The organism is Erwinia tracheiphila (assembly GCF_021365465.1).
In the GTDB taxonomy this organism is placed as follows: Bacteria; Pseudomonadota; Gammaproteobacteria; order Enterobacterales; family Enterobacteriaceae; genus Erwinia; species Erwinia tracheiphila.
In genome coordinates, this window is the sequence record NZ_CP089932.1 from 495,274 (window position 1) to 520,736 (window position 25,463).

20 protein-coding genes and 3 pseudogenes are annotated in these 25,463 nt (G+C 52.9%); 11 read left to right on the plus strand and 12 right to left on the minus strand.

The window, feature by feature from the left end:
- Window positions 1-118: 118 nt before the first annotated feature.
- Together LU633_RS02485 and glpD are read right to left on the minus strand one after the other, a co-directional pair.
- Window positions 119-921 (minus strand): annotated as a pseudogene (locus LU633_RS02485) (transposase domain-containing protein); the annotation flags it as partial.
- Window positions 922-1,242: 321 nt separating this feature from the next.
- A complete protein-coding gene (glpD, locus tag LU633_RS02490; RefSeq protein ID WP_020322869.1) occupies window positions 1,243-2,751 on the minus strand; it encodes a glycerol-3-phosphate dehydrogenase in 1,509 nt (502 codons plus the stop codon).
- Between the two features lie 223 nt (window positions 2,752-2,974).
- Here glpD and glpE point away from each other — a divergent pair, with 223 nt between their 5' ends.
- From glpE to malQ, 6 genes and pseudogenes are all read left to right on the plus strand, one after another.
- A complete protein-coding gene (gene glpE / locus LU633_RS02495) occupies window positions 2,975-3,304 on the plus strand; it encodes a thiosulfate sulfurtransferase GlpE (RefSeq protein ID WP_020322866.1) in 330 nt (109 codons plus the stop codon).
- 69 nt (window positions 3,305-3,373) lie between these two features.
- Window positions 3,374-4,192 carry a rhomboid family intramembrane serine protease GlpG gene (gene glpG / locus LU633_RS02500; RefSeq protein WP_040465502.1) on the plus strand — a complete coding sequence of 273 codons (819 nt, stop codon included), beginning with the start codon at window positions 3,374-3,376 and terminating at the stop codon, window positions 4,190-4,192.
- Window positions 4,193-4,219: 27 nt separating this feature from the next.
- On the plus strand, window positions 4,220-4,978 hold the full coding sequence (locus LU633_RS02505; RefSeq protein WP_020322864.1) for a DeoR/GlpR family transcriptional regulator: 759 nt from the start codon (window positions 4,220-4,222) through the stop codon (window positions 4,976-4,978).
- A 253-nt stretch (window positions 4,979-5,231) separates the two neighbouring features.
- Window positions 5,232-5,902, plus strand: a pseudogene (locus LU633_RS02510) (glycogen/starch/alpha-glucan phosphorylase).
- A 25-nt stretch (window positions 5,903-5,927) separates the two neighbouring features.
- The gene (locus tag LU633_RS26435) at window positions 5,928-6,017 is read left to right on the plus strand and encodes a hypothetical protein (protein WP_456151884.1); all 90 of its coding nucleotides are present in this window, start codon (window positions 5,928-5,930) and stop codon (window positions 6,015-6,017) included.
- Between the two features lie 180 nt (window positions 6,018-6,197).
- Window positions 6,198-7,784, plus strand: a pseudogene (gene malQ, locus LU633_RS02515) (4-alpha-glucanotransferase); the annotation flags it as partial.
- 23 nt (window positions 7,785-7,807) lie between these two features.
- On the opposite strand, the gene nfuA reads toward malQ, so the two are convergent.
- Entirely contained in the window at window positions 7,808-8,383 is a 576-nt protein-coding gene (gene nfuA, locus LU633_RS02520; RefSeq protein WP_020322858.1) for a Fe-S biogenesis protein NfuA, read from the minus strand.
- A 58-nt stretch (window positions 8,384-8,441) separates the two neighbouring features.
- Entirely contained in the window at window positions 8,442-9,125 is a 684-nt protein-coding gene (locus LU633_RS02525) for a phosphoribosyltransferase (protein WP_040465451.1), read from the minus strand.
- Window positions 9,126-9,159: 34 nt separating this feature from the next.
- Here LU633_RS02525 and bioH point away from each other — a divergent pair, with 34 nt between their 5' ends.
- Window positions 9,160-9,936 carry a pimeloyl-ACP methyl ester esterase BioH gene (bioH, locus tag LU633_RS02530; protein WP_020322856.1) on the plus strand — a complete coding sequence of 259 codons (777 nt, stop codon included), beginning with the start codon at window positions 9,160-9,162 and terminating at the stop codon, window positions 9,934-9,936.
- 171 nt (window positions 9,937-10,107) lie between these two features.
- Entirely contained in the window at window positions 10,108-10,377 is a 270-nt protein-coding gene (locus LU633_RS02535; RefSeq protein WP_020322855.1) for a YdgH/BhsA/McbA family protein, read from the plus strand.
- Between the two features lie 713 nt (window positions 10,378-11,090).
- Here the strand turns inward: LU633_RS02535 and feoB are convergent.
- The 4 genes from feoB to greB all read right to left on the minus strand — a co-directional run bounded on the left by feoB (window position 11,091) and on the right by greB (window position 16,667).
- Window positions 11,091-13,391 carry a Fe(2+) transporter permease subunit FeoB gene (gene feoB / locus LU633_RS02540; protein WP_020322854.1) on the minus strand — a complete coding sequence of 767 codons (2,301 nt, stop codon included), beginning with the start codon at window positions 13,389-13,391 and terminating at the stop codon, window positions 11,091-11,093.
- A 13-nt stretch (window positions 13,392-13,404) separates the two neighbouring features.
- On the minus strand, window positions 13,405-13,629 hold the full coding sequence (gene feoA / locus LU633_RS02545; protein WP_020322853.1) for a ferrous iron transporter A: 225 nt from the start codon (window positions 13,627-13,629) through the stop codon (window positions 13,405-13,407).
- A gap of 146 nt (window positions 13,630-13,775) precedes the next feature.
- Window positions 13,776-16,094, minus strand: a complete 2,319-nt coding sequence (locus LU633_RS02550) for a Tex family protein (RefSeq protein ID WP_020322852.1) — start codon at window positions 16,092-16,094, stop codon at window positions 13,776-13,778.
- Window positions 16,095-16,187: 93 nt separating this feature from the next.
- Window positions 16,188-16,667 carry a transcription elongation factor GreB gene (gene greB, locus LU633_RS02555; protein ID WP_020322851.1) on the minus strand — a complete coding sequence of 160 codons (480 nt, stop codon included), beginning with the start codon at window positions 16,665-16,667 and terminating at the stop codon, window positions 16,188-16,190.
- 303 nt (window positions 16,668-16,970) lie between these two features.
- Between greB and ompR the strand changes: the two genes are divergently transcribed.
- The 3 genes from ompR to LU633_RS02570 all read left to right on the plus strand — a co-directional run bounded on the left by ompR (window position 16,971) and on the right by LU633_RS02570 (window position 19,523).
- Complete coding sequence (gene ompR, locus LU633_RS02560; RefSeq protein WP_001157751.1) at window positions 16,971-17,690, plus strand: osmolarity response regulator transcription factor OmpR; 720 nt, start codon at window positions 16,971-16,973, stop codon at window positions 17,688-17,690.
- Window positions 17,687-19,039 carry a two-component system sensor histidine kinase EnvZ gene (gene envZ / locus LU633_RS02565; protein ID WP_020322848.1) on the plus strand — a complete coding sequence of 451 codons (1,353 nt, stop codon included), beginning with the start codon at window positions 17,687-17,689 and terminating at the stop codon, window positions 19,037-19,039. Before ompR ends, envZ begins: the two co-directional genes overlap by 4 nt.
- Before the next feature lie 100 nt (window positions 19,040-19,139).
- Window positions 19,140-19,523, plus strand: coding sequence for a hypothetical protein (locus LU633_RS02570; protein WP_020322847.1), 384 nt, complete (start codon window positions 19,140-19,142; stop codon window positions 19,521-19,523).
- A 78-nt stretch (window positions 19,524-19,601) separates the two neighbouring features.
- On the opposite strand, the gene pckA is transcribed toward LU633_RS02570, so the two are convergent.
- The 4 genes from pckA to LU633_RS02590 all read right to left on the minus strand — a co-directional run bounded on the left by pckA (window position 19,602) and on the right by LU633_RS02590 (window position 25,126).
- Window positions 19,602-21,215 (minus strand): phosphoenolpyruvate carboxykinase (ATP), encoded by a 1,614-nt coding sequence (gene pckA / locus LU633_RS02575; RefSeq protein WP_020322846.1) that lies wholly within the window; start codon window positions 21,213-21,215, stop codon window positions 19,602-19,604.
- 339 nt (window positions 21,216-21,554) lie between these two features.
- Window positions 21,555-22,433 carry an Hsp33 family molecular chaperone HslO gene (hslO, locus tag LU633_RS02580; protein WP_020322845.1) on the minus strand — a complete coding sequence of 293 codons (879 nt, stop codon included), beginning with the start codon at window positions 22,431-22,433 and terminating at the stop codon, window positions 21,555-21,557.
- A 22-nt stretch (window positions 22,434-22,455) separates the two neighbouring features.
- A complete protein-coding gene (gene hslR / locus LU633_RS02585) occupies window positions 22,456-22,857 on the minus strand; it encodes a ribosome-associated heat shock protein Hsp15 (protein ID WP_020322844.1) in 402 nt (133 codons plus the stop codon).
- Between the two features lie 130 nt (window positions 22,858-22,987).
- The gene (locus LU633_RS02590; protein WP_020322843.1) at window positions 22,988-25,126 is read right to left on the minus strand and encodes an intracellular growth attenuator family protein; all 2,139 of its coding nucleotides are present in this window, start codon (window positions 25,124-25,126) and stop codon (window positions 22,988-22,990) included.
- Window positions 25,127-25,463 lie beyond the last annotated feature (337 nt).

The following is a 25,463-nucleotide window of genomic DNA, read 5'->3' on the forward strand; positions in this document are numbered from 1 at the left end:
GCAACAAAACTGGGAGCTGTGTGGTGCTGGTTATGGTATCCACTGGCCTGAACTGGATGAGGACCTGAGTACCGAAGGGCTGTTTCGTGGTGCTAAAGGTGCGATTCCACGACACTGACCGGTGTAATTTGACAAACAGAACGCTGACCTTCCTGCTCTTTACCCTCAACTCTCTCGGGTAACTCCGCTCTCTTCTACCCGGTAGCACAAGCCATTTCGCCTGCTTATACAGGGTTCTCAGTTCTCCCGGCATTTTTCCCGGCGAAGCACGGGGCAGGGTTATCAGCATCCGGATTATTTCACTTATCGCTCCACTGAAGCTCAGATGGTAAGGCAGATAATCTCCTTTCAGATGGAACCCCATCTGCATCATCTGATATCGCACCAGGTTATAAGCCCGCAGTACCCCCCCACAGCTCCTGTCTCACCAGCTCCGGCAGGCGACTGCGTAATGTCCACTGGCTGTCCAGCATACCCTGCTTTGCTTCCCGGTAACCCAGTTCTGTTTCCCGGCGGTGACGATATAGCTTGCTGATATCTTTACCCGGATAGCGATTCGGGTCTGTCAGTGACGTCAGCACCTGCCTCTCTTTACCGTCCACCCTGCGGGTCAGCAGTCTTGCCACCGTTTCTTCCGGGATCCCTTTCACCCGGAGTCTTACGGCGCTGAATGACAGCGCTGCGAGCGGTAAAGGGAGCTCCGGCCCGGTCAGTAATATCCATTAGATTGACGATCTCGGTCATCGGACGATCGCAAAAAATGGACATCCCAACGACAGGCCAAATCATGGATTCGAGGGAACGTTTACGCAAAGTAACGGTATCGGTCAGGGTGAGCGCCTGCTGAATAAGCTCGGCGAGACTACGGGCGCGCTCAGTAGTGGCGGCATTGATGATGCCGGGGGCCTGGGAAAGTTCGATTTAAAAAGGGTTCCATGATGAACATAGAACCCTTTTTACCGCATCAACCGGATCGGTCAACCGATCCTTAAATGATCGGCATTAGCCTGTGGGTCATGGTTTTTATCTGGTAATAGAAGTTTGCCTTCACACCTCCAAAGAGGTTGACTGAAAGTCCGTGCTGTCAGATTTACATCTGAAGGAGAACGGGTAAAGCCAACACCGCTTGGTAACCACGCCTTCAGGGCGTGGTGTCTAATGTGTAATAAAAAAGCGGGAGTATCTTGCTCCCGATTTATTGTTTTTGTCATCTTATATGAAGCACTGGAGAAGTCGTCACACTCAGGAAGCCAGTGATAGCGCCGGTTTCTTGCCATGCTCGTCCAGCCATTGACCCACACGGGTGCGCTGCGCTTCATCCAGCCACATGCCTTCTTTAGTGCGACGCCACAGAGCATCATCCGTTTCGCGAACCCACTCATTCTGGACCAGATAGCGCAGTTCAGCCTCGTAGAAATGATGACCAAACAGCTCACCCAGATCGTCCAGACTTTTCGCTTCTTTAAGGAAGCGCTCGCTGTTACTGCCGTAGGTACGGGCATAGTGCCGTGCCATGGCTTCAGTGATAAAGGAATAACGACGACGCAGGCTGATGGCGTAATCTTCGCTGCTTCCGGCGATATCTCCTCCGGGCAACACGCAGTTTTTAGTCCAGGCCGGACCGACGCCGGGATAGTATTTCGCCAGTTTCTCCAGAGCGTGTTCTGCCAGCTTACGATAAGTGGTCAGCTTGCCGCCGAAAACCGAAAGCAGCGGTGCCTGGCCATTTTCATCACGCACATCAAGCGTGTAATCACGGGTAATGGCCTGGGGGGAATCCGACTCGTCATCGCACAGCGGACGCACGCCAGAATACGACCAGACGATATCCTGCTCGCTGAGGGCTTTTTTGAAATGGTTGTTATAAACCTTCAGCAGATAGGCAGTTTCTTTTTCGTCAATCTGCACGTTCTTCGGATCGCCTTTGTACTCGACATCGGTGGTGCCGATAATAGAAAACTCATCCATCCACGGAATCACAAACACGATACGATTATCTTCGTTTTGCAAAATGTAAGCCTGTTTTTCGGTGTGCACGCGCGGCACCACGATATGGCTTCCTTTAATCAGACGGATACCATAAGGGGATTTGAGCTGCAGCCCATCGTCGAACAGCTGTTTCACCCAGGGACCGGCCGCATTAACCAGCCCTTTCGCCTGCCAGGTAAAGGTTTTGCCGCTGTCGATATCTTCGGCTTCCACCGTCCACAGACCGTCTTGACGCCATGCGCGGGTCACTTTGGTGCGGGTGCGCACTTCTCCGCCGCGTTTTTCAACTTCCTGGGCGTTGAGCACCACCAGGCGGGCATCGTCCACCCAGCAGTCGGAATATTCGAAACCGCGCACAATTTCAGGGTTTAACACTGAATCTGCGCTAAAACGCAACCCTTTACTGCCTGGCAGGCTGGTCCGCTTACCTAAGTGATCATACATAAACAGGCCGATACGGATCATCCATGCAGGGCGCAGATGGGGGCGATGTGGCAGACGAAAGCGCATGGGGAAAGCGATATGCGGTGCCATTTTTAACAGCACTTCGCGTTCGGCCAGAGCCTCACTTACCAGCCGAAACTCATAATGTTCCAGGTAGCGCAGGCCGCCATGAATCAATTTTGAGCTGGCAGAAGAGGTCGCGCAGGCCAAATCTTGTGCTTCGAGCATCAGCACGGACAGGCCCCGTCCTGCGGCATCTGCCGCAATGCCAGCGCCGTTGATCCCGCCGCCAATTACGATCAGGTCTTTGGTTTCCACGTCATCCCCTCCTATGTTCGAAATAGTTCTTATGTGTTCGTTTTCGAACATAATAATAATCTGAAACCGAAAGCGATGCCAGCTTTAAACAGATAAAAACATTTATGCGTGATCCAGATAACAGATTAACAGGCAGAAAAAGGGCGTTAACCCTGTGTTCTGTCTGGTTATTGTTGCCAATGTTCGCGTTACAATGCTGCTCCTTCTGTAACGAGAACCGAGCATGGAACAATTTGAATGTATCAGTGTGCAGCAGGCGCAGGCGCACCTGGCAAAGGGGGAAGCGTTGCTGGTTGATATTCGCGATCCGCAAAGTTTTGCTATGGCGCATGCCAGCGGGGCGTTTCACCTGACTAACGACTCACTGAATGAATTTATTGCCGCAAGCGATCCGCGTACACCTGTGCTGGTGATGTGTTATCACGGTAACAGCAGCAAAAGTGCTGCACAGTATCTGCTGAACCAGGGTTTCGAGCAGGCTTACAGTATTGATGGCGGTTTTGAAGCATGGCGTGCACAGTTTCCCCAGCAGACAGAATCAGCCACGCCATGATTCTGTCTGCTGGCATCATTTGCGGTATATACTGGCGGTTTTTATTTACAGGGATTTCCTAAAGCGATGATGCGCATTACCGAATTTGCCAATCCCCGCATGGCGCAGGCTTTTGTTGATTACATGATGACAAAAGGCGTACGGCTGCGGATAGAACGTGAAAGTCACTACATCTTATGGCTGGATGACGAATTGAAATTCCATCTGGTCGAAAACGAACTTAGTCAGTTCATCCGCGATCCCAATCATCCCCGTTATCAGGCGGCGAGCTGGCATTCCGGTACCACGCAAAGCGGTATTCAGTATCAGCGAACGTCCCTGATAAGCAATATCCGCGAGCGTGCCGGCCCGCTGACGCTGACGATCATGGCGGCGTGCATCCTGGTGTTTATCCTGATGCAACTCACCAATTATCAAACAGTCATGAGCTGGCTGGCCTGGCCTGAGAGTGACCAGCATTTTCAGCTGTGGCGCTGGTTTTCCCACGCGTTGCTGCATTTTTCTCTGCTGCATCTTGTCTTTAATTTGCTGTGGTGGTGGTATCTCGGTGGGGCAATTGAGAAGCGCCTCGGCAGCGGAAAGCTGTTTGTTATCATGCTGATTTCCGCCCTGTTAAGCGGTTGGATGCAGACGAAATTCAGTGGCGTGATGTTTGGTGGGTTATCGGGCGCGGTTTATGCGCTGATGGGGTACGCCTGGTTTCGTGGTGAGCGCGACCCGGCGAGCGGCGTCTACCTGGAGCGCGGACTGATGGCCTTTGCCGTTATCTGGTTGGTGGTGGGCTACATGGGTTGGTTTGGCCTTTCCATCGCTAACGCGGCGCACGTCACCGGTCTGCTGGTGGGCCTGGCAATGGCATTTGTTGATACCCGGCAGAAAAGATTCTGACCGGAATGCGGCAAACAGGAGAGCTTTGTGAAGCAAACGCAACGTCATGACGCTATTATCGAGCTGGTGCGTCGTCAGGGATATGTCAGTACCGAAGAGCTGGTGGAACACTTTACCGTCAGCCCGCAAACTATCCGTCGCGACTTAAACGATCTGGCAGAGCAAAATAAAATCCAGCGCCATCACGGCGGTGCGGCGCTGCCTTCCACCTCGGAAAATTCCGCGTGGCAGGATCGTAAGATGATGTGGTCGGCAGAAAAAGCCCGCATTGCGCAGCGTGTTGCCAGCCAGATCCCGGACGGTGCCTCATTGTTTATTGATATCGGCACCACGCCAGAGGCGGTCGCTCACGCGTTGCTTAATCATCGCAATTTACGGATTGTCACCAATAACCTCAATGTGGCTATGCTGCTCATGTCGAAGCCGGATTTCAATCTGATTATTGCGGGTGGTGAGGTGCGCGCCCGTGATGGTGGGATTATGGGTGAGGCAACCCTCGACTATATTTCTCAGTTCCGCCTCGATTACGGCATTCTTGGTATTAGCGGCATTGATATGGATGGCTCTTTGCTGGATTTTGATTACCACGAGGTTCGCACGAAACGCGCCATAATTGAAAACTCGCGCCGTGTGATGCTGGTGGCTGACCATTCGAAATTTGGCCGTAACGCTATGGTTAATCTGGGAAATATGAGCCTGATTGACTATCTCTTTACCGACGGACCGCCGCCGCCGGGTATTTTAAAAACTATTCAGCAACATGAAGTTCATCTGGAGTTGTGCTGACCACATGCTTAATAAACACGTGCGCATCTCCGGCCCGTGTTCCCCCTTTCCCCTTGCAGAAGGAAGTGGTATGTCGCAGCAGAAATTTAATCTGGCACGTTTTGAGGCGGCGCTCACCCGCCAGTGGCAGCACCTGGGTTTAGCGTGTGCCAGTGAAATAGCCCGCCAGCAGTGATGGCAAGCCATCCCTCTTCTTTCAACCTGACGCAGTTTAACGACGGTAAATTTTTACAATCGGAGCAGCAGGGGATTGATGCAGCAATATTTCCAGTGTGCCTGCTCGGTAGTGGATATTTTGCGTCGGCCTCATCTTGCCGGGAGAAAAATCGACGAGCTGCCTGACTATGGGGTTATCCAGCTAAACGATACCCACTCCCACTATCGCAATCCCCGAAATGCTGCGCGTGCTGCTGGATGAGTACCAGCTGGGCTGGGGCGGGACTGTGCCATTACCAGCAACACCTTCGCCTACACCAACCATACGTTGATGCCGGAAGCGCTGGAGCGTTGGGATCAGAAGCGGGTGCGCTCGCTGCTGCCGCGGCATTACATGGTTGTAAAAGAGATCGACAAACGCTTTAAAAAGGCAGTGGAACACACTGGCCGGGCGATGAAGCGAAATGGGAAAAGTTGGCGGTGCTCTACGAGCATCAACTGCGTATGGCGAATCTGTGTGTGGTCAGCGGCTTTGCCGTAAATGGCGTGGCTGGGCTGCATTCTGACCTGGTGGTCAAAGACCTGTTCCCGGAATATCACCAGCTGTGGCCGCACAAGTTTCACAACGTTACCAACGGCATCACGCCGCGCGGTTGGCTGAAACAGTGTAATCTCGCGCTTGCCGGTCTGATAGATGAAACGCTGAAGGTAGAATGGGCGAATCATCTTGATAAGCTGAAAATGGCTGGAGCTATCGGCAGACAATGAAGACTTCCGCCAGCGTTTCTGCCAGATTAAACACGATAACAAAGTGCACCTGGCGGACTACATTGATCACCTGACCGGCATCGAGATTAATCCTGATGCCCTGTTTGACGTGTAGATTAAACGTCTGCATGAAAATCCGCAGACGAATATAGTGCCGCGCGTATTCCTGTTTGGTGCCAAAGCTATGCCCGGCTATTACCTCGCCAAAAATATCATCTACGCCATTAACAAAGTTGCGTAGAAAATTAATCACGATCCGGTCATCGGCGGTAAGCTGAAGGTGGTATTTATCCCGGATTACCGTAGCGGAGCTAAAGAAGTTGCCGCAAGAGGCGGAGCCTTTATCAGCCTCAACCCCCTGCATTCGCTCTATCCTGCCAGCCCGTACAGCCCTTCTTCGCGTCGCTGGCTGAATGTGCTTATATTGACGTTGCTGCCGTGGCGGATTTTCAACATGGCAAAGCGGCGCAACGCTGGTGGCAGCCAAAAAGCACGCAACGTTGGCTGCAACAGGCCAGAGAATGCGGCGAAGTTGATTACACCCAGGTTGCCGGGCTGAAAATACAGGGGCTGCGGCATACCTGGCAGCACTTTAGTCAGCGTAGCTACGAGGATGACTGTCACGCCGACTTTGCGCGTTTTATCCACGAGGGCGGCGGCGGTCTTTTCTGGCAGGGTACGTTTGACGCGCTGCACAGTGCGATGTTGCGTGAAGATGCCAGTCGCTGGGTCTGGCCGATCTGGCCAACGGAATTGCAGGATGTACACAGTGAGCAGGTGCAGCAATTCTGTCAGCAGAACGAGGATGACGTGTACTTCTGGCTGTGGCTGCAATGGCTGGCAAACTGGCAGTTTGATGAATGTTGGCAACTGAGCCAACAGCTGAAGATGCCGCCTGGACTGTACCGCGATCTGGCAGTGGGCGTGGCCGAAGGTGGAGCGAAAGCCTGGTGTGACCGTGAATTGTATTATTCGCAGGTGTCGGTCGGCGCGCCGACCGACATACTGGGGCCTGCTGCCTGCCGAGCCGCACGTTATGGCCGCGCGAGCATGGCAACTGTTTATCGATTTGATGTGTGCCAATATGGCCAGCCGTGGTGCGCTGCGCATCGATCACGTTATGTCGATGTTGCGCCTGTGGTGGATACTGAAAGGCGAAACTGCCAATTTCGGCGCGTACGTTTACTATCCGGTAGACGATCTGCTGGCTATTCTTGCGCTGGAGAGTCACCGCAACCAGTGTATGGTCATTGGCGAAGATTTGGGCACTGTCCCGGTTGAAATCGTGGCCAAACTGCGTGACAGCGGCATTTATTCGTGGAAAGTGCTTTATTTCGAACAGGATGATAAAGAGCGCTATTGTTCCCCCAGCGACTGGCCACGCCAGTCAATGGCCAGCGCCACCCCGCACGATCTGCCCACCCTGCGCGCCTTCTGTACTCGCAGGCGACCTGTCGCTGGGAGAGACACAGGGCGTTTACCCGGACCGGGACATTTTGCATGCCCTTTATCAGCAGGGCCAGACAAAAACAGGTAATGCTGGATGCGCTTCATCAATACGGTTGTCTGGCGAAGCGCAGTGGTAAACGAACCAGTCTGCTGGAGATGACCCCGGGCCTTAATCGTGCCATGCAGCGTTTTATTGCCGACAGTTGCAGCGCATTACTTGGTCCGCAGCCGGAAGACTGGCTGGATATGACACAGCCAGTAAACGTGCCGGGTACCACCGACAACTATCCCAACTGGCGACGAAAATTGAGTATGACGCTGGAGGAGATGTTTGCCGATAAGCGAGTTAATCAGCTTGCTTAACGATCTTAACCGGCGGCGTAAAGCGGATTGCAAAAGGGTAAGTAAGCCAGCCACCGCCCGGCGGACATAATCCGACGGGCGGTTTGGGTGGGATCAGTAAAACGAGTGTTCGCCGCGCTGGTGTTCGGTCAAATCGCGCACGCCTTTCAGCTCAGGGAAAGTCGCCAGCAGCTCTTTCTCAATCCCTTCTTTCAGGGTGACATCAACCATTGAGCAACCGTTACAGCCGCCGCCAAATTGCAGAATAGCGTAGCCATCATCGGTGATTTCCATCAGTGATACTTTGCCACCGTGGCTTGCCAGCTGCGGGTTAATTTGCGCCTGCAGCTGATACTCAACGCGCTCAATCAGCGGTGCGTCCTCGCTCACCTTACGCATTTTGGCGTTGGGGGCTTTCAGCGTCAGCTGAGAACCCAGATTGTCGGTGACAAAATCAATCTCAGCCTCTTCCAGATAGGGCGCGCTCAGTTCGTCAACAAAAGCGGAAAGCTTTTCGAATTTAAGCTCTTTATCGGTGGCTTCCACCGCGCCGGGAGGGCAGTAAGAGACGCCACATTCAGCAGTGGGCGTACCGGGATTGATAACGAATACGCGGATCTGAGTGCCTTCTTCCTGTTTTGACAACAGTTTTGAGAAGTGCTCTTGCGCGGAGTCAGTAATTTGGATCATAGCGATTGCTCAATAGTTGACTAATTTGGTTGGTTATAATACGCCCATCACCGACGCTCTACAAGGTTCGACACAGGCCCCATACCTGTACGCTGGCCGCCCCGGCAGCCAGCAAAATCCGACTGATTTCCTGCAGAGTATTGCCAGTAGTGATCACATCGTCCAGTACGGCAATATGCAGCCTGTGCACGTCGGTTTCAACGCTGAAAGCGCCGCGAACGTTTTTTTTCCGCTGGCTGGCGTACAGCCTGTGCTGAATGCGCGTTTTACGCAGGCGTTTTATTCCCGCCGGCGCATAAGGGCAGCCGATCCAGCGTGCCAGCAGTCGGGTGATATCATCCATCTGATTGTAGCCACGTCGCCACGCACGCTGGCGATGAAGCGGCGCACATAACAGCAGATCGGGCTTATCCAGCATAAATTCACGACGAACCGCTAACCAGCGAAGTAACAGCAGCCGCGCCAGCATCGGTGCAAGCGCTGTTTTTCCGTAGAACTTCAGCTGATTAACCCAGTCTCGCAGGGGAAACTGCCAGTCTGAAACATAAATCATTCGCTGCCAGGCAGGAGGGTGAAGATGGCAGCGACCACATTGCGTTCGAAGATGCAACGCGGGCAGGCCGCAGCGGGGACAGCAGGGGACAACAGCGGGAAGCTGGAGCAAACAAAGACTGCAAATACCCTGTGCAGGCAGCGCGAGTTGCATCCGGCATAGCCAACAGGCGGTGGGCATTGATAGCATAGTGGCCTCCATGGCAAAAACGGAATAGTAACGGATGACTCAGCTTTACTGGCAGACCATTGGCAGCGGCGATCGCGAACTTGTGATGCTGCACGGCTGGGGGCTGAATGCCGAAGTATGGCATGACATCATTGACCGACTCAGCCCGCATTTTCGGCTGCACCTCGTCGATTTACCGGGTTATGGCCGCAGTCGGGGTTTTCCACCGTTAAGCGTCAAAGAAATGGCTGCTGCGCTGCTGCCGCAGGCACCTGAATGGGCGCTTTGGCTGGGCTGGTCGCTGGGTGGTTTGGTGGCCAGCCAGCTGGCGTTGGACCATCCACAGCGGGTGAGCGGGCTGATCAGCGTGGCGTCCTCGCCCTGCTTTACCGCTGGGCCAGACTGGCCCGGCATTCGGCCGGAAACGCTGTGTCAGTTTCAACAGCAACTCAGCGAGGATTTCCAGCGCACGGTGGAGCGTTTTCTTGCCTTACAGACGATGGGTAGTGAGACGGCGCGCCAGGATGTGAGGCAGTTGAAAAATGTGGTGCTGTCGCATCCGGCACCGGATATTGCGGTGCTGAACGGCGGGCTTGAGATATTGCGGACTGTCGATCTGCGTGACGAAATGACCGCCTTGCGTGTACCGCTGCTGCGAATTTATGGCGCACTGGATGGGTTGGTGCCACGTGGTATCGCTGCGTTGCTGGATGCGCGACAGCCGCACAGCGAGTCGGTGATAATTGAAAAAGCGGCCCACGCGCCTTTTATTTCTCATGCTGAATCGTTTTGTGAAAAACTTGTTGATTTCTCTATTAATATATTGAAATAAATTTCTACTAAAAACTGGCAGATTGGCCATAACCGACAATAATTATTCAGGTAAGCAGGGGCGTAATTTTTTTACCTCTGAGCTGTCCAGGGAGTCGGGCATTTTCTCGTTCCCTGCAATCTCATCAAGCGGCTGCTTATCTCTTAAAAAAATCAATCTGGAGTATCTCTGATGAAAATGATGCAAGCTGTGGTTATTGGTCTTCTGGCTGGAACGGTTTCTTTTGGTGCGCTGGCTGCGAAAGAAGTCACTAAAGAAGAAGTTAAAAAACTGAAGCTGGAGAAGATCGGTACGGTGAACACCACCGCTGAAACCACATCGCCAATGGATGCCAGACACGAGCTGTCAAAGCTGGCGGATGAAAAAGGCGGTAAATACTTTCTGGTGATTGCTGGCCGTGAGCACGGCAAGTTCAGTGCCGTTGCTGAAGTGTACAAGTAATTTTCAGCAGGCGGGGGCAACTCCGCCGTTATGACATTCGCCAGGCCCGGAGCCTTGCCGTTCTCACAACGTTCGTGTCCCCTGGTGCTTCTGGTTATCTGATTTTTTTCATCGACAAAATCGCCCCGTCATACCAGTAAAGCGTCACAGCCCTGTTCGGCCAAACGGCACTCACCTCATAGCGCTCGCTTTCAGATATTCCGCCCTCAGCTGATTCTCGCCAGTCTTGCGACGCGGACAGGTCAAAGCGTGCTTTTCTGTGGTTGGAACAGCAAAGAGCCACTACTGCTGCTTTTGTAAATCGTGTTATCCCGCCAGCACGCTTTCGCCGCTGCTTTGCAGACCAACCAGAATCTCAGGATGAGAGGCGGTTGACCGGGTATGCAATAGTATTAGCGGGCTTAACCGGGGAAGATGACATGATGCGGTGAATAATTATCACAAGGTTCGGGCTTCAGGTCCGTTAAGCATATTTTTTGCTGCTGGCTTACCCGATAACTGTCGGTTGCTTTCACGTTGGCGGGATTGTGACGCTAATCAGCCTGCTTTCTACACAGCCATCATGTACGCCGGAAAAAGCGATGTACCGGGCGGTAGCCATCACAACACTTATCAGCCGTCAGATAAATTTTACTTTGTAACGGAGGGCTAAATTTGTCACCTGAACCTTTTTTTGATGCGGTTCAGGTGACGAATGTACGGAGGTCGCAAGCTTAGTGGCAACTGCCACTTTTGCTGCAGTTTGCACAATCTGTCGTTGGGATCATCCTGACTTCCAGAGGAAGCGGTGCCAGCCTGATACGCTTTAACAGCAGCCATACCAGCAGATTAAAGCCGACCACTGCAACCACGGCTACCGTGGATGAAAGCGGGTGACCTGCAAAGGTGGCAAATTGATAAAACAGCGTTGCCAGTGACCAGGCCAGATTCAGCCCCCAAAAAATGGAGAACAGCATCCAGCGGCGGCCGCTTTCACGGGCTACCGCCCCCATCACCGAGACGCAGGGCACGTACAGCAGCACAAAAATCAAATAGCTGTACGCGGCGAAATCACTGCCAAATTTACTGTGCATCACGCCCATCGGTCCGCTGCTCATTTCACCGTCACCTTTGCTGGCATCAATAGGATGAAACAGGACATTGAGGCTTAAGGAGTTTCTCAGGCTATCTCTGGTTTGTATCACCGCGTCTTTCAGCTCTGCCAGTAGGCTGAATTCACTGGCGTTGAATGCATCCTCATGCAGCGCCTGGGCGGTATACAGTGTGTTAAGCGTACCCACCACCACCTCTTTTGCCATCGCGCCGGTGATAAGCCCGACTGTGGCCTGCCAGTTATCGGCCTGAACGCCCATCGGACTGAGCAACGGAGTGAGCTGACGACTGACGCTGGCCAGCGCCGAATCGTTAATGCTGGAGACCGGTCTGCCGTTGAATGAGAAACTGTTCAGCGCCCCAATAAACATGCTGACCACCACGATGACCTTACCTGCTCTGAAAACAAAGCTCTTTAAACGCTGCCAAGTCTGAAACCACAGGCTTTTCAAATGAGGAACATGCCAGGTAGGCAGCTCCATCACAAATGGCGAGGCTTCCCCGCGCAGTAGCGTATTTTTCAGCACCAGCCCGGTGAGAATGGCTGCAGTAATACCCAGAAGATACAGGCTGAACACCACGGAGGCACCGCGCTGGCCGAAAAAGGCTGACGCAAACACGGCAAAGATCGCCAACCGTGCGCCACACGACATAAACGGCGCCATCAGGATGGTCAGCAGGCGTTCGCGCGGCGCGTCCAGCGTGCGTGCTCCCATCACAGCAGGGACGTTACAGCCGAAACCGACGATCAGTGGAACAAAGGATTTGCCCGGCAGGCCGAGGGCCTGCATTAGACGGTCAACGACGAAAGCCGCGCGAGCCATATATCCCGAGTCTTCCATAACTGACAGGAACAGATACATCAAACCAATTTGCGGGATCAGCGGCATCACGGTGGTGATGCCACCACCGACTCCCTGTGCGAGGAACAGCGTGACCGCCTCTGGAAAGTGGAGCACATTGCCAAGCCACTGGACGCCGTGGACGAACACCGCCGTGGCGCTGACCTCAAACAGCGGCTGCAACGCGCCGCCCAGGCTAATAGCAAAAAAGAACATTAGGTACATCACCGCGAGAAATACCGGAATGCCCAGCCAGCGGTTTAACACCAGTGCATCCAGCCTTGCAGACAGGCGATGAGGGGTGGCATTTTGTGTCGACGTGTTTTGACCACATAGTCTTTCGATGGTCTGATAACGGGTTTGGGCAATATCGACCGGGTTGGCAATTACGCCCGGTAGATCGGGCAGCAGCGCCGTGGCTTCACCACACTGTGAGCGGCAGAAAATATCACCTTCAAGTGTTTGCAGCGCCAGCCAGCGGCGGCGGGTACTGATTTTCTGTGGCATGGCAGCGGTCAGGCGTTGCACGTTCTCTTCCACCGACGGTGGATACGCCAACTGAAAATCTGCGGCGAGGCCGGAGTGGGTATCAATGGCCCGTCTGAGTGCGTCCAGTCCTTCTCCCCGATTGCAAATGACAGGAATAACCGGGCATCCAAGCCGTTTAGCCAGCGCTGCAACGTCGATGTGAATATGCTGGCTGCGTGCAATATCCAGCATATTCAGCGCGACGATACAGGGAACGCCCAGCTCCAGTAATTGCAGTGTCAGGTAAAGGTTACGTTCCAGATTGCTGGCGTCGATGACGTTAATCACCAGTTTTGTCTCGCCGCTCAATATGAAGTGGCAGGTAATCTGTTCATCCAGTGAGGTTTCTGACGAGATGGTGGTCAGGGAGTAAGTACCGGGCAAATCCACCAGCTGGACGTGATGGTGTCGGGTACTGAAGGTGCCTTCCTTACGTTCAACGGTGACGCCAGCCCAGTTGCCGACATGCTGTCTTGCGCCGGTAAGCTGATTGAACAGGGTGGTTTTGCCGGAATTGGGGTTGCCAATTAGCCCGATAGTGATGTTGTTCATAATAGCGCTCGCGTCATTCAGCAAGAGCGATGTGCAGGGAGGAGAGATCTTTTTTGCGCAGCATCAGACTGAAGCGGCGTGTTTCGATCTGAATGGGATCGCCCAAAGGCGCGATGCGTCTGACTTTAAACGAGGTTCCGGGCAGCAGGCCAAGAGAGAGCAGTTTTTGTCTGAAAGCCGTGCTGACGTCTGGAGAGAAACGCAGGATGTGGTAATAGTGCCCTGGAATATATTGCATAAATAACTCCACCATTTGATGCTGTTGTGCATCACTGTTATCAACATCAGGAATTATATTGAGAACGATTATTACTCCGATTGATACAGAACAACTTTATTTCTTGCGGTAAAAGAAGCGGATCGGGCGATCCGCTTTATTCGGCATTAACATTTTTTACCGAAGGCGGCGGCCAGTGCATCACCCATGGCACTGTTACCAGCGGGTTGTGATGGGGCTGGGCGCGGCTTGCTTTGCGACTGGCGTGGACTGGTGCGTGCGCTGTCGCTGCGACGGGCGCTGGTGTCACCCGGTTGCTCGTCAAGCCTCATGGTCAGCGCAATGCGCTTACGCTGCAGATCCACTTCCATTACCTTCACCTTGACAATATCGCCTGCTTTCACCACTTTATGCGGGTCATCAATGAACTTATCGGACAGCGAAGAAATATGTACCAGGCCATCCTGATGCACGCCGATATTAACAAAGGCGCCGAAGTTGGTTACGTTAGTAACAGCACCTTCCAGCACCATGCCGGGGAGCAGATCGTTCATGGTTTCGATACCTTCAGCGAACTGAGCCGTTTTAAACTCCGGGCGCGGGTCGCGGCCTGGCTTCTCCAGCTCTTTGATGATATCGCTGACGGTTGGCACACCGAATCGCTCATCAGTGAAGTCCACGGCGCGCAGGTTACGCAATGCAGAAGCGTTGCCCATCAAGTCCGCCAGCACCTGGCGTGTCGCCGTAAGGATGCGTTGCACCACCGGATAGGCTTCGGGATGGACGGTTGACGCGTCCAGCGGATTGTCACCGTGATTAATACGCAGGAATCCGGCACACTGCTCGAACGCTTTTGGCCCCAGGCGGCTGACTTTCAGCAATTGTTGACGATCCTGAAAACGACCGTGCTCATCGCGCCAGCTCACAATATTCTGTGCGATCATTTTACTCAGTCCGGCGACGCGGGTCAGCAGTGGCACCGAGGCGGTGTTCAAGTCCACGCCGACGCCGTTGACGCAATCCTCCACGACCGCATCCAGTTTTTTCGCGAGCTGGCTCTGGCTGACATCGTGCTGGTACTGACCTACGCCGATGGATTTTGGATCGATTTTGACTAGCTCAGACAGTGGGTCCTGCAGACGGCGCGCGATAGACACGGCCCCGCGAATCGAGACGTCAAGGTCAGGAAACTCCAGCGCGGCCAGTTCCGAGGCGGAATAAACCGATGCACCAGCCTCGCTGACGATCACTTTCTGGGCATTTACCTGCGGGAATTGCTTCTGAACATCAAGGAAAAAGCGCTCGGTCTCGCGTGAGGCGGTGCCGTTGCCAATGGCAACCAGCTCAACCTGGTGCCTGGTACAGAGTGCCGCCACTGCCGATGCGGCTTTCGCTGCCTGCCCGGTGTGCGGATAGATGGTATCGGTGGCAACCAGCTTGCCTGTTGCATCCACCACCGCGACTTTCACGCCAGTGCGCAGGCCCGGATCCAGTCCCATAGTGGCGCGCATCCCGGCCGGGGCTGCCATCAGCAGGTCGTGCAGGTTGCGGGCGAATACGTTGATCGCTTCGTCTTCAGCACGTTCACGCACGCTGCCCATCAGTTCGGTTTCAAGATGCAGCAGCACCTTAATGCGCCAGGTCCAGCTGACCACCGCTTTACGCCAGCTATCGGCGGGGGCATTGTTCAACCGCAGATTAAGATGGTCGGCAATGATTTGCTCGCCGTGGCTTTCGCGGGGCGGCTCGTCAAACTGTGGATCGGCGTTGAGAGAGAGCTGCAAGATGCCCTCATTGCGGCCGCGAAACATGGCCAGCGCGCGGTGTGACGGCACGGAGGAGAGTGACTCATGATGCGTAAAGTAGTCCCGAAATTTTGCCCCTTCTTCTTCCTTACCTTCCAGCACGCGGGACACCAGATGTGCATTTTTCCACAGGTATTCGCGGACTTTTGCCAGCAGGGTGGCATCCTCTGCAAAGCGTTCCATCAGAATGTAGCGCGCACCGTCGAGAGCGGCTTTGCTGTCGGTAACACCTTTTTCTGCATCGACATAGTTTGCTGCCAGCTGCTCCGGGCTGTGGGAAGGATCTTGCCAAAGCTGGTCTGCCAGCGGTGCAAGTCCTGCCTCAATGGCAATCTGACCGCGTGTACGACGTTTAGGTTTGTAAGGCAGATAGAGGTCTTCCAGCTCGGTTTTACTCAGGGTACTGCGAATGGCAATGGCCAGCTCGTCATTGAGCTTACCCTGTTCGTCGATAGATTTGAGAATGGACTGGCGGCGCTCTTCCAGCTCTCTGAGGTAGCCCAGACGCGTTTCAAGCTGGCGCAGCTGGGTGTCGTCCAGCCCGCCGGTGACCTCTTTACGATAGCGTGCGATAAACGGTACGGTATTCCCTTCATCCAGCAGACGAACAGCGGCGTCAACCTGCTCTGTGCGTGCCTGCAGCTCATTTGCAATAATGTGGTTCAGCGAATCTTTCATCATCGGTTACTTGGTGGCTTAGAACAGCGGACAGTTATACGGATTGCGGGCGATAATTTCCAGCGCTCGGGCAGTGGTTCCAGACTTATCGTCGTTTCACACGGGGTGGAGGTAGTCAATGGCATTGACATACCAGGTCGCTTCACCTGCGGGAGTATGCACGGTTGCTACATCACCGATTTCCTTCCTGAGCAGGGCGCGGGCCATCGGCGAGTCGATGGAAATGTAGTCTTTACGGCCGAAAATTTCGTCGTAGCCCACGATACGAAAATGTTTGATCTCGCCGTCGTCGTTTTCCACTTCAACCCAAGCACCAAAAAACACTTTGCCATCCTGCTGCGGGGAATAATCCACGATGCGCAGCTGCTCAAGGCATTTCGTTAAATAACGCACGCGACGATCGATTTCGCGCAGACGCTTTTTGTTGTACTGATAGTCGGCGTTTTCGCTGCGGTCACCGAGGCTGGCAGCCCAGGTGACTTTTTTAGTCACTTCCGGACGCTCCTCACGCCACAGAAAATCCAGCTCCTGTTTGAGCTTGTCGTAGCCTTCGCGGGTGATCAGTTTGGTTTTCATCTTCAGCTCATTTCTTACGCTTGCATATCGGCGCTATTTTGTTGTGAAGTGCGGGGTGATGCAAATCCGATCTGTTTTTTTCCTGCCTCTCGTTACTGCTTGTTTGTCATCACTATTCAACATAAAAACACTTGCTGAAAGCGTGGATTTCGCGAATATTTTTAACGTGAAATCACAGATAAGCTGCTGTTTAATATGCTTTGTAACAATTTCGGCTAGAATATAAACCATTAATGACTGTTACATTCGGGCATCTTTTTTAAAAATATTAGTTCAGGCAATTGCGCCTTTGGGAGTATCGATATGCAAGAGAATTACAAAATTCTGGTGGTGGATGACGACATGCGTCTGCGTGCCTTGCTGGAGCGTTATCTGACCGAACAGGGTTTTCAGGTGCGTAGCGTGGCCAACGCCGAGCAGATGGACCGTCTGCTGACGCGCGAATCCTTCCACCTGATGGTGCTGGATTTGATGCTACCGGGCGAGGATGGGTTATCTATCTGCCGTCGTTTACGAAGTCAGAGTAACCCGATGCCGATAATTATGGTGACGGCAAAAGGTGAAGAAGTTGACCGCATTGTCGGGCTGGAAATCGGCGCGGACGATTATATTCCCAAGCCGTTTAACCCACGCGAACTGCTGGCGCGCATTCGTGCGGTGCTGCGCCGTCAGGCGAACGAGCTGCCGGGCGCACCTTCCCAGGAGGAAGCGGTTATTGCCTTTGGTAAGTTCAAGCTGAATCTCGGTACCCGTGAAATGTTTCGCGAAGATGAGCCGATGCCGCTCACCAGCGGTGAATTCGCCGTGCTCAAGGCGCTGGTCAGTCACCCTCGCGAGCCTCTTTCCCGCGATAAGCTGATGAATCTGGCGCGTGGCCGTGAATACAGCGCCATGGAGCGTTCCATTGATGTGCAAATCTCCCGCCTGCGTCGCATGGTGGAAGAGGACCCGGCGCATCCGCGCTATATCCAGACTGTCTGGGGGCTGGGCTACGTGTTCGTACCGGACGGCAGTAAGGCATGAGGCGAATCCGCTTCTCTCCCCGCAGTTCGTTTGCCCGCACGCTGCTGCTGATTATTACGCTGCTGTTTGTCAGCCTGGTTACCACTTATCTGGTGGTGCTGAACTTTGCCATTCTGCCCAGCCTGCAGCAGTTTAATAAAGTGCTGGCATATGAAGTGCGTATGCTTATGACCGACAGGTTGCAGCTGGAAGACGGCACGCAGCTGGAAGTGCCGCTGGCGTTTCGCCGTGAGATCTACCGCGAGCTGGGTATTTCGCTGTACACCAACACGGCGGCGGAAGAGAGCGGATTACGCTGGGCGCAACATTATGAATTTCTCAGTCAGCAAATGGCCCAGCAGTTGGGTGGCCCGACTGATGTCCGCGTGGAGGTCAATAAAAATTCCCCGGTAGTCTGGCTGAAAACCTGGCTGTCACCGGATATCTGGGTACGGGTGCCGCTGACGGAAATTCATCAGGGTGATTTCTCGCCGCTGTTCCGATATACGCTGGCGATTATGCTGCTGGCGATTGGCGGCGCATGGCTGTTTATCCGCATTCAGAACCGCCCGCTGGTGGAGCTGGAACATGCTGCGCTACAGGTGGGAAAGGGGATTATTCCGCCACCGCTCCGTGAATATGGTGCCTCGGAAGTGCGTTCTGTGACCCGCGCGTTCAACCAGATGGCCGCAGGCGTGAAGCAGCTGGCTGACGACAGGACGCTGTTAATGGCCGGGGTTAGCCATGATTTGCGTACGCCGCTGACGCGTATACGGCTGGCCACCGAAATGATGTCACAGCAGGATGGCTATCTTGCCGAATCGATTAACAAAGATATCGAAGAGTGCAATGCCATTATTGAGCAGTTTATCGATTATCTTCGTACCGGCCAGGAGATACAAACCGAGAGGGCAGACCTGAACAGCGTGCTGGGCGAAGTCGTGGCGGCAGAAAGCGGCTATGAGCGTGAGATCGAAAATGCCGTGATGCCTGCGGAGTTGCTACTGGATATCAATCCTCTGTCAATTAAGCGCGCCGCAGCCAATATGGTGGTCAATGCTGCCCGCTACGGTAACGGCTGGATTAAAGTCAGCAGCGGCCGCGAGCCGGAGCGCGCCTGGTTCCAAGTGGAAGATGACGGGCCGGGTATTGCCCCGAATCAGCTAAAACACCTGCTTCAACCTTTTGTGCGGGGTGACAGTGCCCGCAGCACCAGTGGTACGGGGCTGGGGCTGGCGATCGTTCAGCGTATTATTGATGCGCATCAGGGAACGCTTGAGATAGGTGAAAGCGAGCGGGGCGGGTTATGTATCCGTGCTTACCTGCCGCTGCCAGCGGTTGTGGCTTCAGCGTCGGTTGCGGCGGGATAAATGCTGAACTGCTAAATCGTGGCAGGCGTGTTTTGCTTTTTTGACAGAAATAAGCATAGCCGGACAGTAAAATTCCTCAAATTATATTCAGAGGCATTTTATGATGGAAAAATTATCTGGTTACATAGGTTCTGTAAACTTAGTGGCTCCTGCCAGTGCAGCAAAAGCTGAAAAAGATAATAAGGGTTTATCAGCTTTTCTGGCTAAACTTTTCAAGGTTTTCAGTTCATCGAACCAACCTGGACGGACAAAAACGATGCTTCAACAGCAGCAAGCTGAGGGAACCATCACAGCACCAACGGGGCTAAAAGCGGCTTTTGAACAGCGGCAGGCTCAGGGGGCCGCTACAGAGCCGGAAGCAAAAGCAGACACCGGGAAAGTAGCACCAACTAAATCAGTGAGTTTCAGTGATAAGGTCCAAAAAATTATTGTAGCGCACTACGATGATGATACTGACAGTCTTCGCAGGCAGGATTCGTTATAAAAGGACAGCCCTGTTGCCAGTGAGGACAAGCGTCATCATTGTCTTTGAATGACGCTTGTTCCGCCTTATCAGGTGTAATTATCGCTGAGGACCAGCAGGTACCAGCGCTCTCCCGGCGGGTGTGTCAGTATATTTATCAAAGTTGGTGATAAACAGTCCAGCAAGCTCCTCTGCTTTCTCTTGCCATTTTGCAGGATCGGCGTAGGTGTTACGCGGGTCGAGGATTGCACTGTCAACACCCGGCAGCGCAGTCGGCATAGCCAGATTAAATATCGGTAGCGTGACGGTTTTTGCACCGACAAGGTCATCGTTCAGGATGGCATTGATAATGGCCCTGGTATCCCTGAGCGAAATACGTTTACCGCTGCCGTTCCAACCAGTATTAACCAGGTAGGCTTCGGCGCCTGCTGCTGCCATTCTTTTCACCAGCACTTCCGCGTATTGTGTCGGATGCAGCGTCAGAAACGCGGCACCGAAGCATGCAGAGAACGTGGGAGTGGGTTCAGTGACACCCCGCTCGGTTCCTGCCAGTTTTGCGGTAAACCCCGAAAGAAAATGGTACTGTGTCTGGGCCGGCGTCAGACGTGAAACCGGCGGCAGTACGCCAAAAGCATCGGCTGTCAGGAAAATAACCTTGCGTGCGTGCCCCGCTTTTGACACTGGCTTTACGATGTTGTCGATATGATTGATAGGGTAGGAGACGCGCGTGTTTTCGGTTTTTCTGTCGTCATCGTAATCGACTGAGCCATCTTCCCTCACCACGACGTTTTCCAATAACGCGTCACGACGGATTGCATGATAAATTTCCGGTTCTGCCTGCTCAGACAGCTTGATGGTTTTAGCGTAGCAGCCACCCTCAAAGTTAAATACCCCATCATCATCCCAGCCGTGTTCGTCGTCACCAATCAGTTTACGCTGTGGATCGGTGGAGAGCGTGGTTTTTCCCGTCCCGGAGAGGCCAAAGAAGACCGCGACATCGCCAGCTGGCCCAATGTTGGCAGAGCAGTGCATGGCAGCAATGCCCTTCAGTGGCAGAAGGTAGTTCATTATCGCAAACAGGCCTTTTTTCATTTCGCCGCCGTACCAGGTACCACCAATCAGCTGGATGCGTTCAGTTAAATTAAAGGCAACGAAGTTCTCCGAATGCAGCCCCTGCTGCTGCCAGTTTGGATTGGTGCATTTCGCGCCGTTCATCACCACAAAATCGGGTTCAAATGTGGCAAGTGCCTCTGCATCCGGGCGGATAAACATGTTTTTAACGAAATGAGCTTGCCAGGCCACTTCGGTAATAAAACGCACGCAAAGCCGGGTGTCTGGGTTAGCACCACACCAGGTATCGACAATAAACAGACGTTTGTGGGAAAGCTGCGTTGTAACCAGAGATTTAAGCTGTTGCCAGATTTCCTGTGACAGAGGCTGATTATCGTTTTTTCCTTTGCCCTGATCGCTCCACCACACTGTGTCGCGTGTGGTATCGTCTCGCACAATGTACTTATCTTTAGGTGAACGGCCGGTAAAAATACCGGTATCAACGGCGACCGCGCCGGACTGTGTGACGATGCCTCGCTCGTAGCCTGTCAGCTCCGCGCGGGTTTCTTCCCGAAATAAAGTGTCAAAATCTGGATTATGGATAATCTCAATCGTATCGGTGATGCCATAAGCAACGAGGTCCTGTGGGGTCAGTTCGCGCATTATACTGCTCCTTTTTCAGCTCTGTTCTGCCACTGAATTTAATCGAGAAGGCTACCAGTGATAGGGATGCTCCGTCCGCCAGATGACAGTGAGAGCACGGTCGCGGGAAGTTTACACGTAGTTAACGTGAGAGAAAGAGAGAAGTAACAAAAATGAGATGCTACGCGTAAAATCGTAAGTAAAATTTAACGTTATCAGATTAATCTGCCCGAAAAAGGGGGGGGATTGCAAAAGATTTTTAATACGAAAATTGCAATCAAGGACGGTTTGTTAAAATCGCCCGGGCGTGAGTCAATGACGGCGTCATCAGCCGCGTTGAGAGGCTGATGACGTGGAAGATCAATGGACCTGGGCGTTACCTGTCGTTGAGTCGTTACGAATGGCGGCGATATCCACGGCTTCAAAAATGTAGTGGCTGCCACAGTAGTCGCAGTGCATATCAATTTGACCGTCTTCAGCAATCATCTGGTCAACTTCTTCTGCTGCCAGCGTGCGTAATACTTCTCCACAGCGCACCTGTGAACAGGTGCAGTGAAAACTGACGTTCTGTGGATCAAAGAGAGTCACCTCTTCCTGGTGATACAGGCGCCACAATACGTCATTGGCAGGTAAATTTAGCAATTCGTCGGTCTTTATGGTTTCGGTCAGGGTGACCAGATGATTGAAATCCTCCGGATTAGCATCTTGCGCAGGCAGAATCTGTAACAAAATACCGGCCGCGCCAGGCTTGCCATCATGCTCACCGGTACGAATAAACAGCCTGGTTTGCAGCTGTTCTGAGCGCATAAAATAATCTTCCAGGCATGCTGCCAGCGTCTCGCCTTCCAGACCGACAACACCCTGATAACGTTCGCCTTCTTTCGGAGAAATGGTGATAACCAGATAGCCATTACCCACCAACTCTTTTAAGGTGCATCCTGCTGCGATCTCACCCTGCAGCCACGCCGCGCCGCGCATCTGCTGCTGGTTATCACCGTTGATGACCGCGAGCTTCAACGGACCATCCCCCTGTAACTGCACGGTAATGTCGCCATCAAATTTCAGCGTTGCTGTGAGCAGGCTGGTCGCAACCAGAAGTTCCCCCAGTATCTGCTGAACCGGCGACGGGTAGTCGTGGCTGTTGATGATTGCCTGCCAGGTGTCGGACACGGTGACCAGTTCACCACGCACGGCGTAGTTCTCAAACAGATAACGCTGCATTTGGTCTTGATGAACCATAGTTCTCTCTCGTTTAGGCGGGTTACTCATCGCCAGCGTGTTTAAATTTCAATAACTCCCGCCGCTCTTTTTTATGAGGACGGCGGTCAGGATGCGGCATGCTCAGTGCATTCATTTTGTGTGCCTGGGCTGTTTTTTCTCTTTTTTCAATGCTTTCAGCGGTTTCGCTATACATCTTCTGTGCTTCCGTCGCGGGGCGGCGCTGGTCGCTGACGGCGTGGACGATGACGGTTCTTTCATCATTTCCCTGACGCAATGTCAGTTCAGCCAGATGTTCTACGATTTTGCCCGGCCTGGTGCGTTGACCATTGTAATGAACTTTGCCGCCTTCAATCATCTCGCGGGCCGTGGAGCGGGTTTTGTAAAAGCGGGCGGCCCAAAGCCATTTGTCAAGGCGCACTGCTTGTGTGGGTGTTTCTTTCATCGCTGCTCCTTTTCAGGAAAAACCTTATGTGTGGGCTGTACGCCAGAAATCAAGAACCTGTATGGAGAGGTAATCAGAAGTGTCTGGATGAGGGCACGCTAGCGTTAAAAATAGCATAAAACTGACAGACTCAGAACAGCGGACGGATGCCTTCACTGCTCCCAGGCGTGTGGTTGAAGCATTTATCGTAATAACTTTGAATCGCGCTGGTGCGAAGGCGATTACGGTGAATGCGTTTAAGCGCAAGCAGGCTGTTGATGATAAAGCTTAATGCGCTGACGACCAGAAGCAGGCTGTTACCAAGATAACGAACAAGCGTAAGGACATCCGGCTCACTGTGCAGGGCAATATGGCGGGTTCCGTTGGCATCAGTAGTAATGCTGGTGACGATACCGCTGGCAGAGAACGAGGTGTGCAGGAGCATTCCTGCCAGGCGTTGCAATTCAGGCCATTGTTCTGGCGCGTCATAATCGAACAGCGAAACACCAGGGGGCTGCTGGCTGACCAGCTGTTTACCTTCATCACTCAGGATCACAAAACCGCCGGGTGGCGGACTGTTCAGAGCTTCCGCCGCCCGGCGTGTTTCCCGATAGAAGAAGGATGAAGTCGCAGTATTGACCAGATTTTCAAGCGCTTCGGCACTGACCCGACGTAATAATACATTCATGCCATTGAGTGCGCCGGAGTCGGCCCGGTGTACCAGCGTTTCCCAATCTTTAGCATTACCAAGGTTAACCAGTGCATTTTTAAGTCTGATACAGTCTTGCGCCTGGCTGCATAAATCCTGCGTTCTCAATACGATATCAGAAAAGTTATCCAGTAAAATCATTCCGGATTTCTGGATAGCGGTAGCGAGTTGTGGATTCAGTTTTTGATCGGTATTGTTCTGAGGGTGAAGCTGCTGATTGGTCGTGGCCAGTAGTGCGGTCGCTTTATCAATAATGTCTGACTGGGGCTGCGGCAGCGGTGCGGCCGTGTTCCAGTAAATGGCTGAACAGTCGAAGGGCATAAAGTTATAAGAGCGGTTTCCCTGATAGAGGGCAGGGATAGAGCACATTCCTTCACCGTTCACTTTCAGACTGTCTCCGACGCGCAGTGGCGTCTTATCTAACTCACCAACGGAATGTACCTGTACGCTTTCTGTGCCTTTAAGCCATGCCATACTCAGCTTCAGCGGCATGCTTAATGGGACCCACGATATCAGCAGCAAGAGCACTAAAAGTGAACCGGCTGCCAGCACCATGTTTTTTCGCCAGCGCTGTACAGGAAAATTGCGCACCTCGTCCTGTAACGAGAGAAAACGTCCCTGGCGTACAACATGGCGGCTGAGATAGATATCGACTTCCGTCGACTGGCCAAGATCGTTCGCAACCCAGGGTTGCCAGTGCGCGGGGTAGATAAGATCGATAATACCTAACGATATATTACTGACCTGCCCCTGATTGGATTCGCCAAACAATCCCCAACGCTTGGGCGCACCTCTCAGTGAATGAATATCCTTCAAGTCCTTCTCGCCGGGACGGCGATAGAGAGACCAGCAGCTAACCAAAATGACAGTGATGGCTGCAATTATCAACCACGTCATTAAAATGCTTGGCCCGTTCAAGCTAAAAAATATCAGCAAAAGAGCGATATTGATGGCAAAGGCTTCACGGGTGCCATCGGGTCGACGGAGTGCATACTCATCGCGCGTCTCTTTGCGCATCTTAATCAGCTCAATATTTTCACTTTCTTCTTGTCTGATTGAGGCGTTCTGGCCAGCAGGCCTGACGATGGGCGGCAAGGAAGGCTGTTCATAGGCATAGTTAACCAGTGAATGGCCGTTCAACGAGATAACCAACGGAATACTTTGTGTCTTAATGAGTTCGACAAAGTTTTCATCCGTAATGTACTGCTCCCAATGTGGCGGGAGATGAACTTCAACGGCGTCAAGATAATAGCGCCATTTGTAGGGATCATCAGTAGACAAACCATAGCGCGTAATTGAACGTGTAACAGGGTAAACATTGCTGCTTTGTGAGCTCAGGACAAGATGATCGGTTGTACCGCTGGCCCCGCTTGGGATAACGCTGCTACGGTGTTTTTCCAGTGAGTCGATGTAATGTTCAACGGCTTTGCGTTCGTCATCGTTAAGCTTACGGAATGGGGGACTAATGAATGGCAGTGGTTTCGCCAACGGCGGCCTGTGCCGCATAGCGTACCAGAAGAAACAACCTGCTCCGAGCGAACAGGCCAGCATCACAGCCAATATAATGACTATTGCGCTCATGCAACCCTCATTCCTGCCACTTTGCTCCTGTAGCTTTGCTGAACACGCCTGTCCTGAACATTGGATTAGTGCATTGTGACGGGTTTAGACGGAGCTGGCAATCTACTGTGTGTACTAAAATAGCGCACAAAATCATAAAATTAGAATAATTATATATGAGTTATGGAAATCATACTAACAATCTGTGTCCAGTATCAGTATCGGCATAATCCTATTTTATTTGGCGTTAATTGACTTTTTAGAAAATATCCAGCTGTTAAGTGACTGATTTGTTATAAATATGGAGCGTTTTGTATGCGATGATGGCTTTCCTCGTGCGGCAGGGGCGTAATGGGGA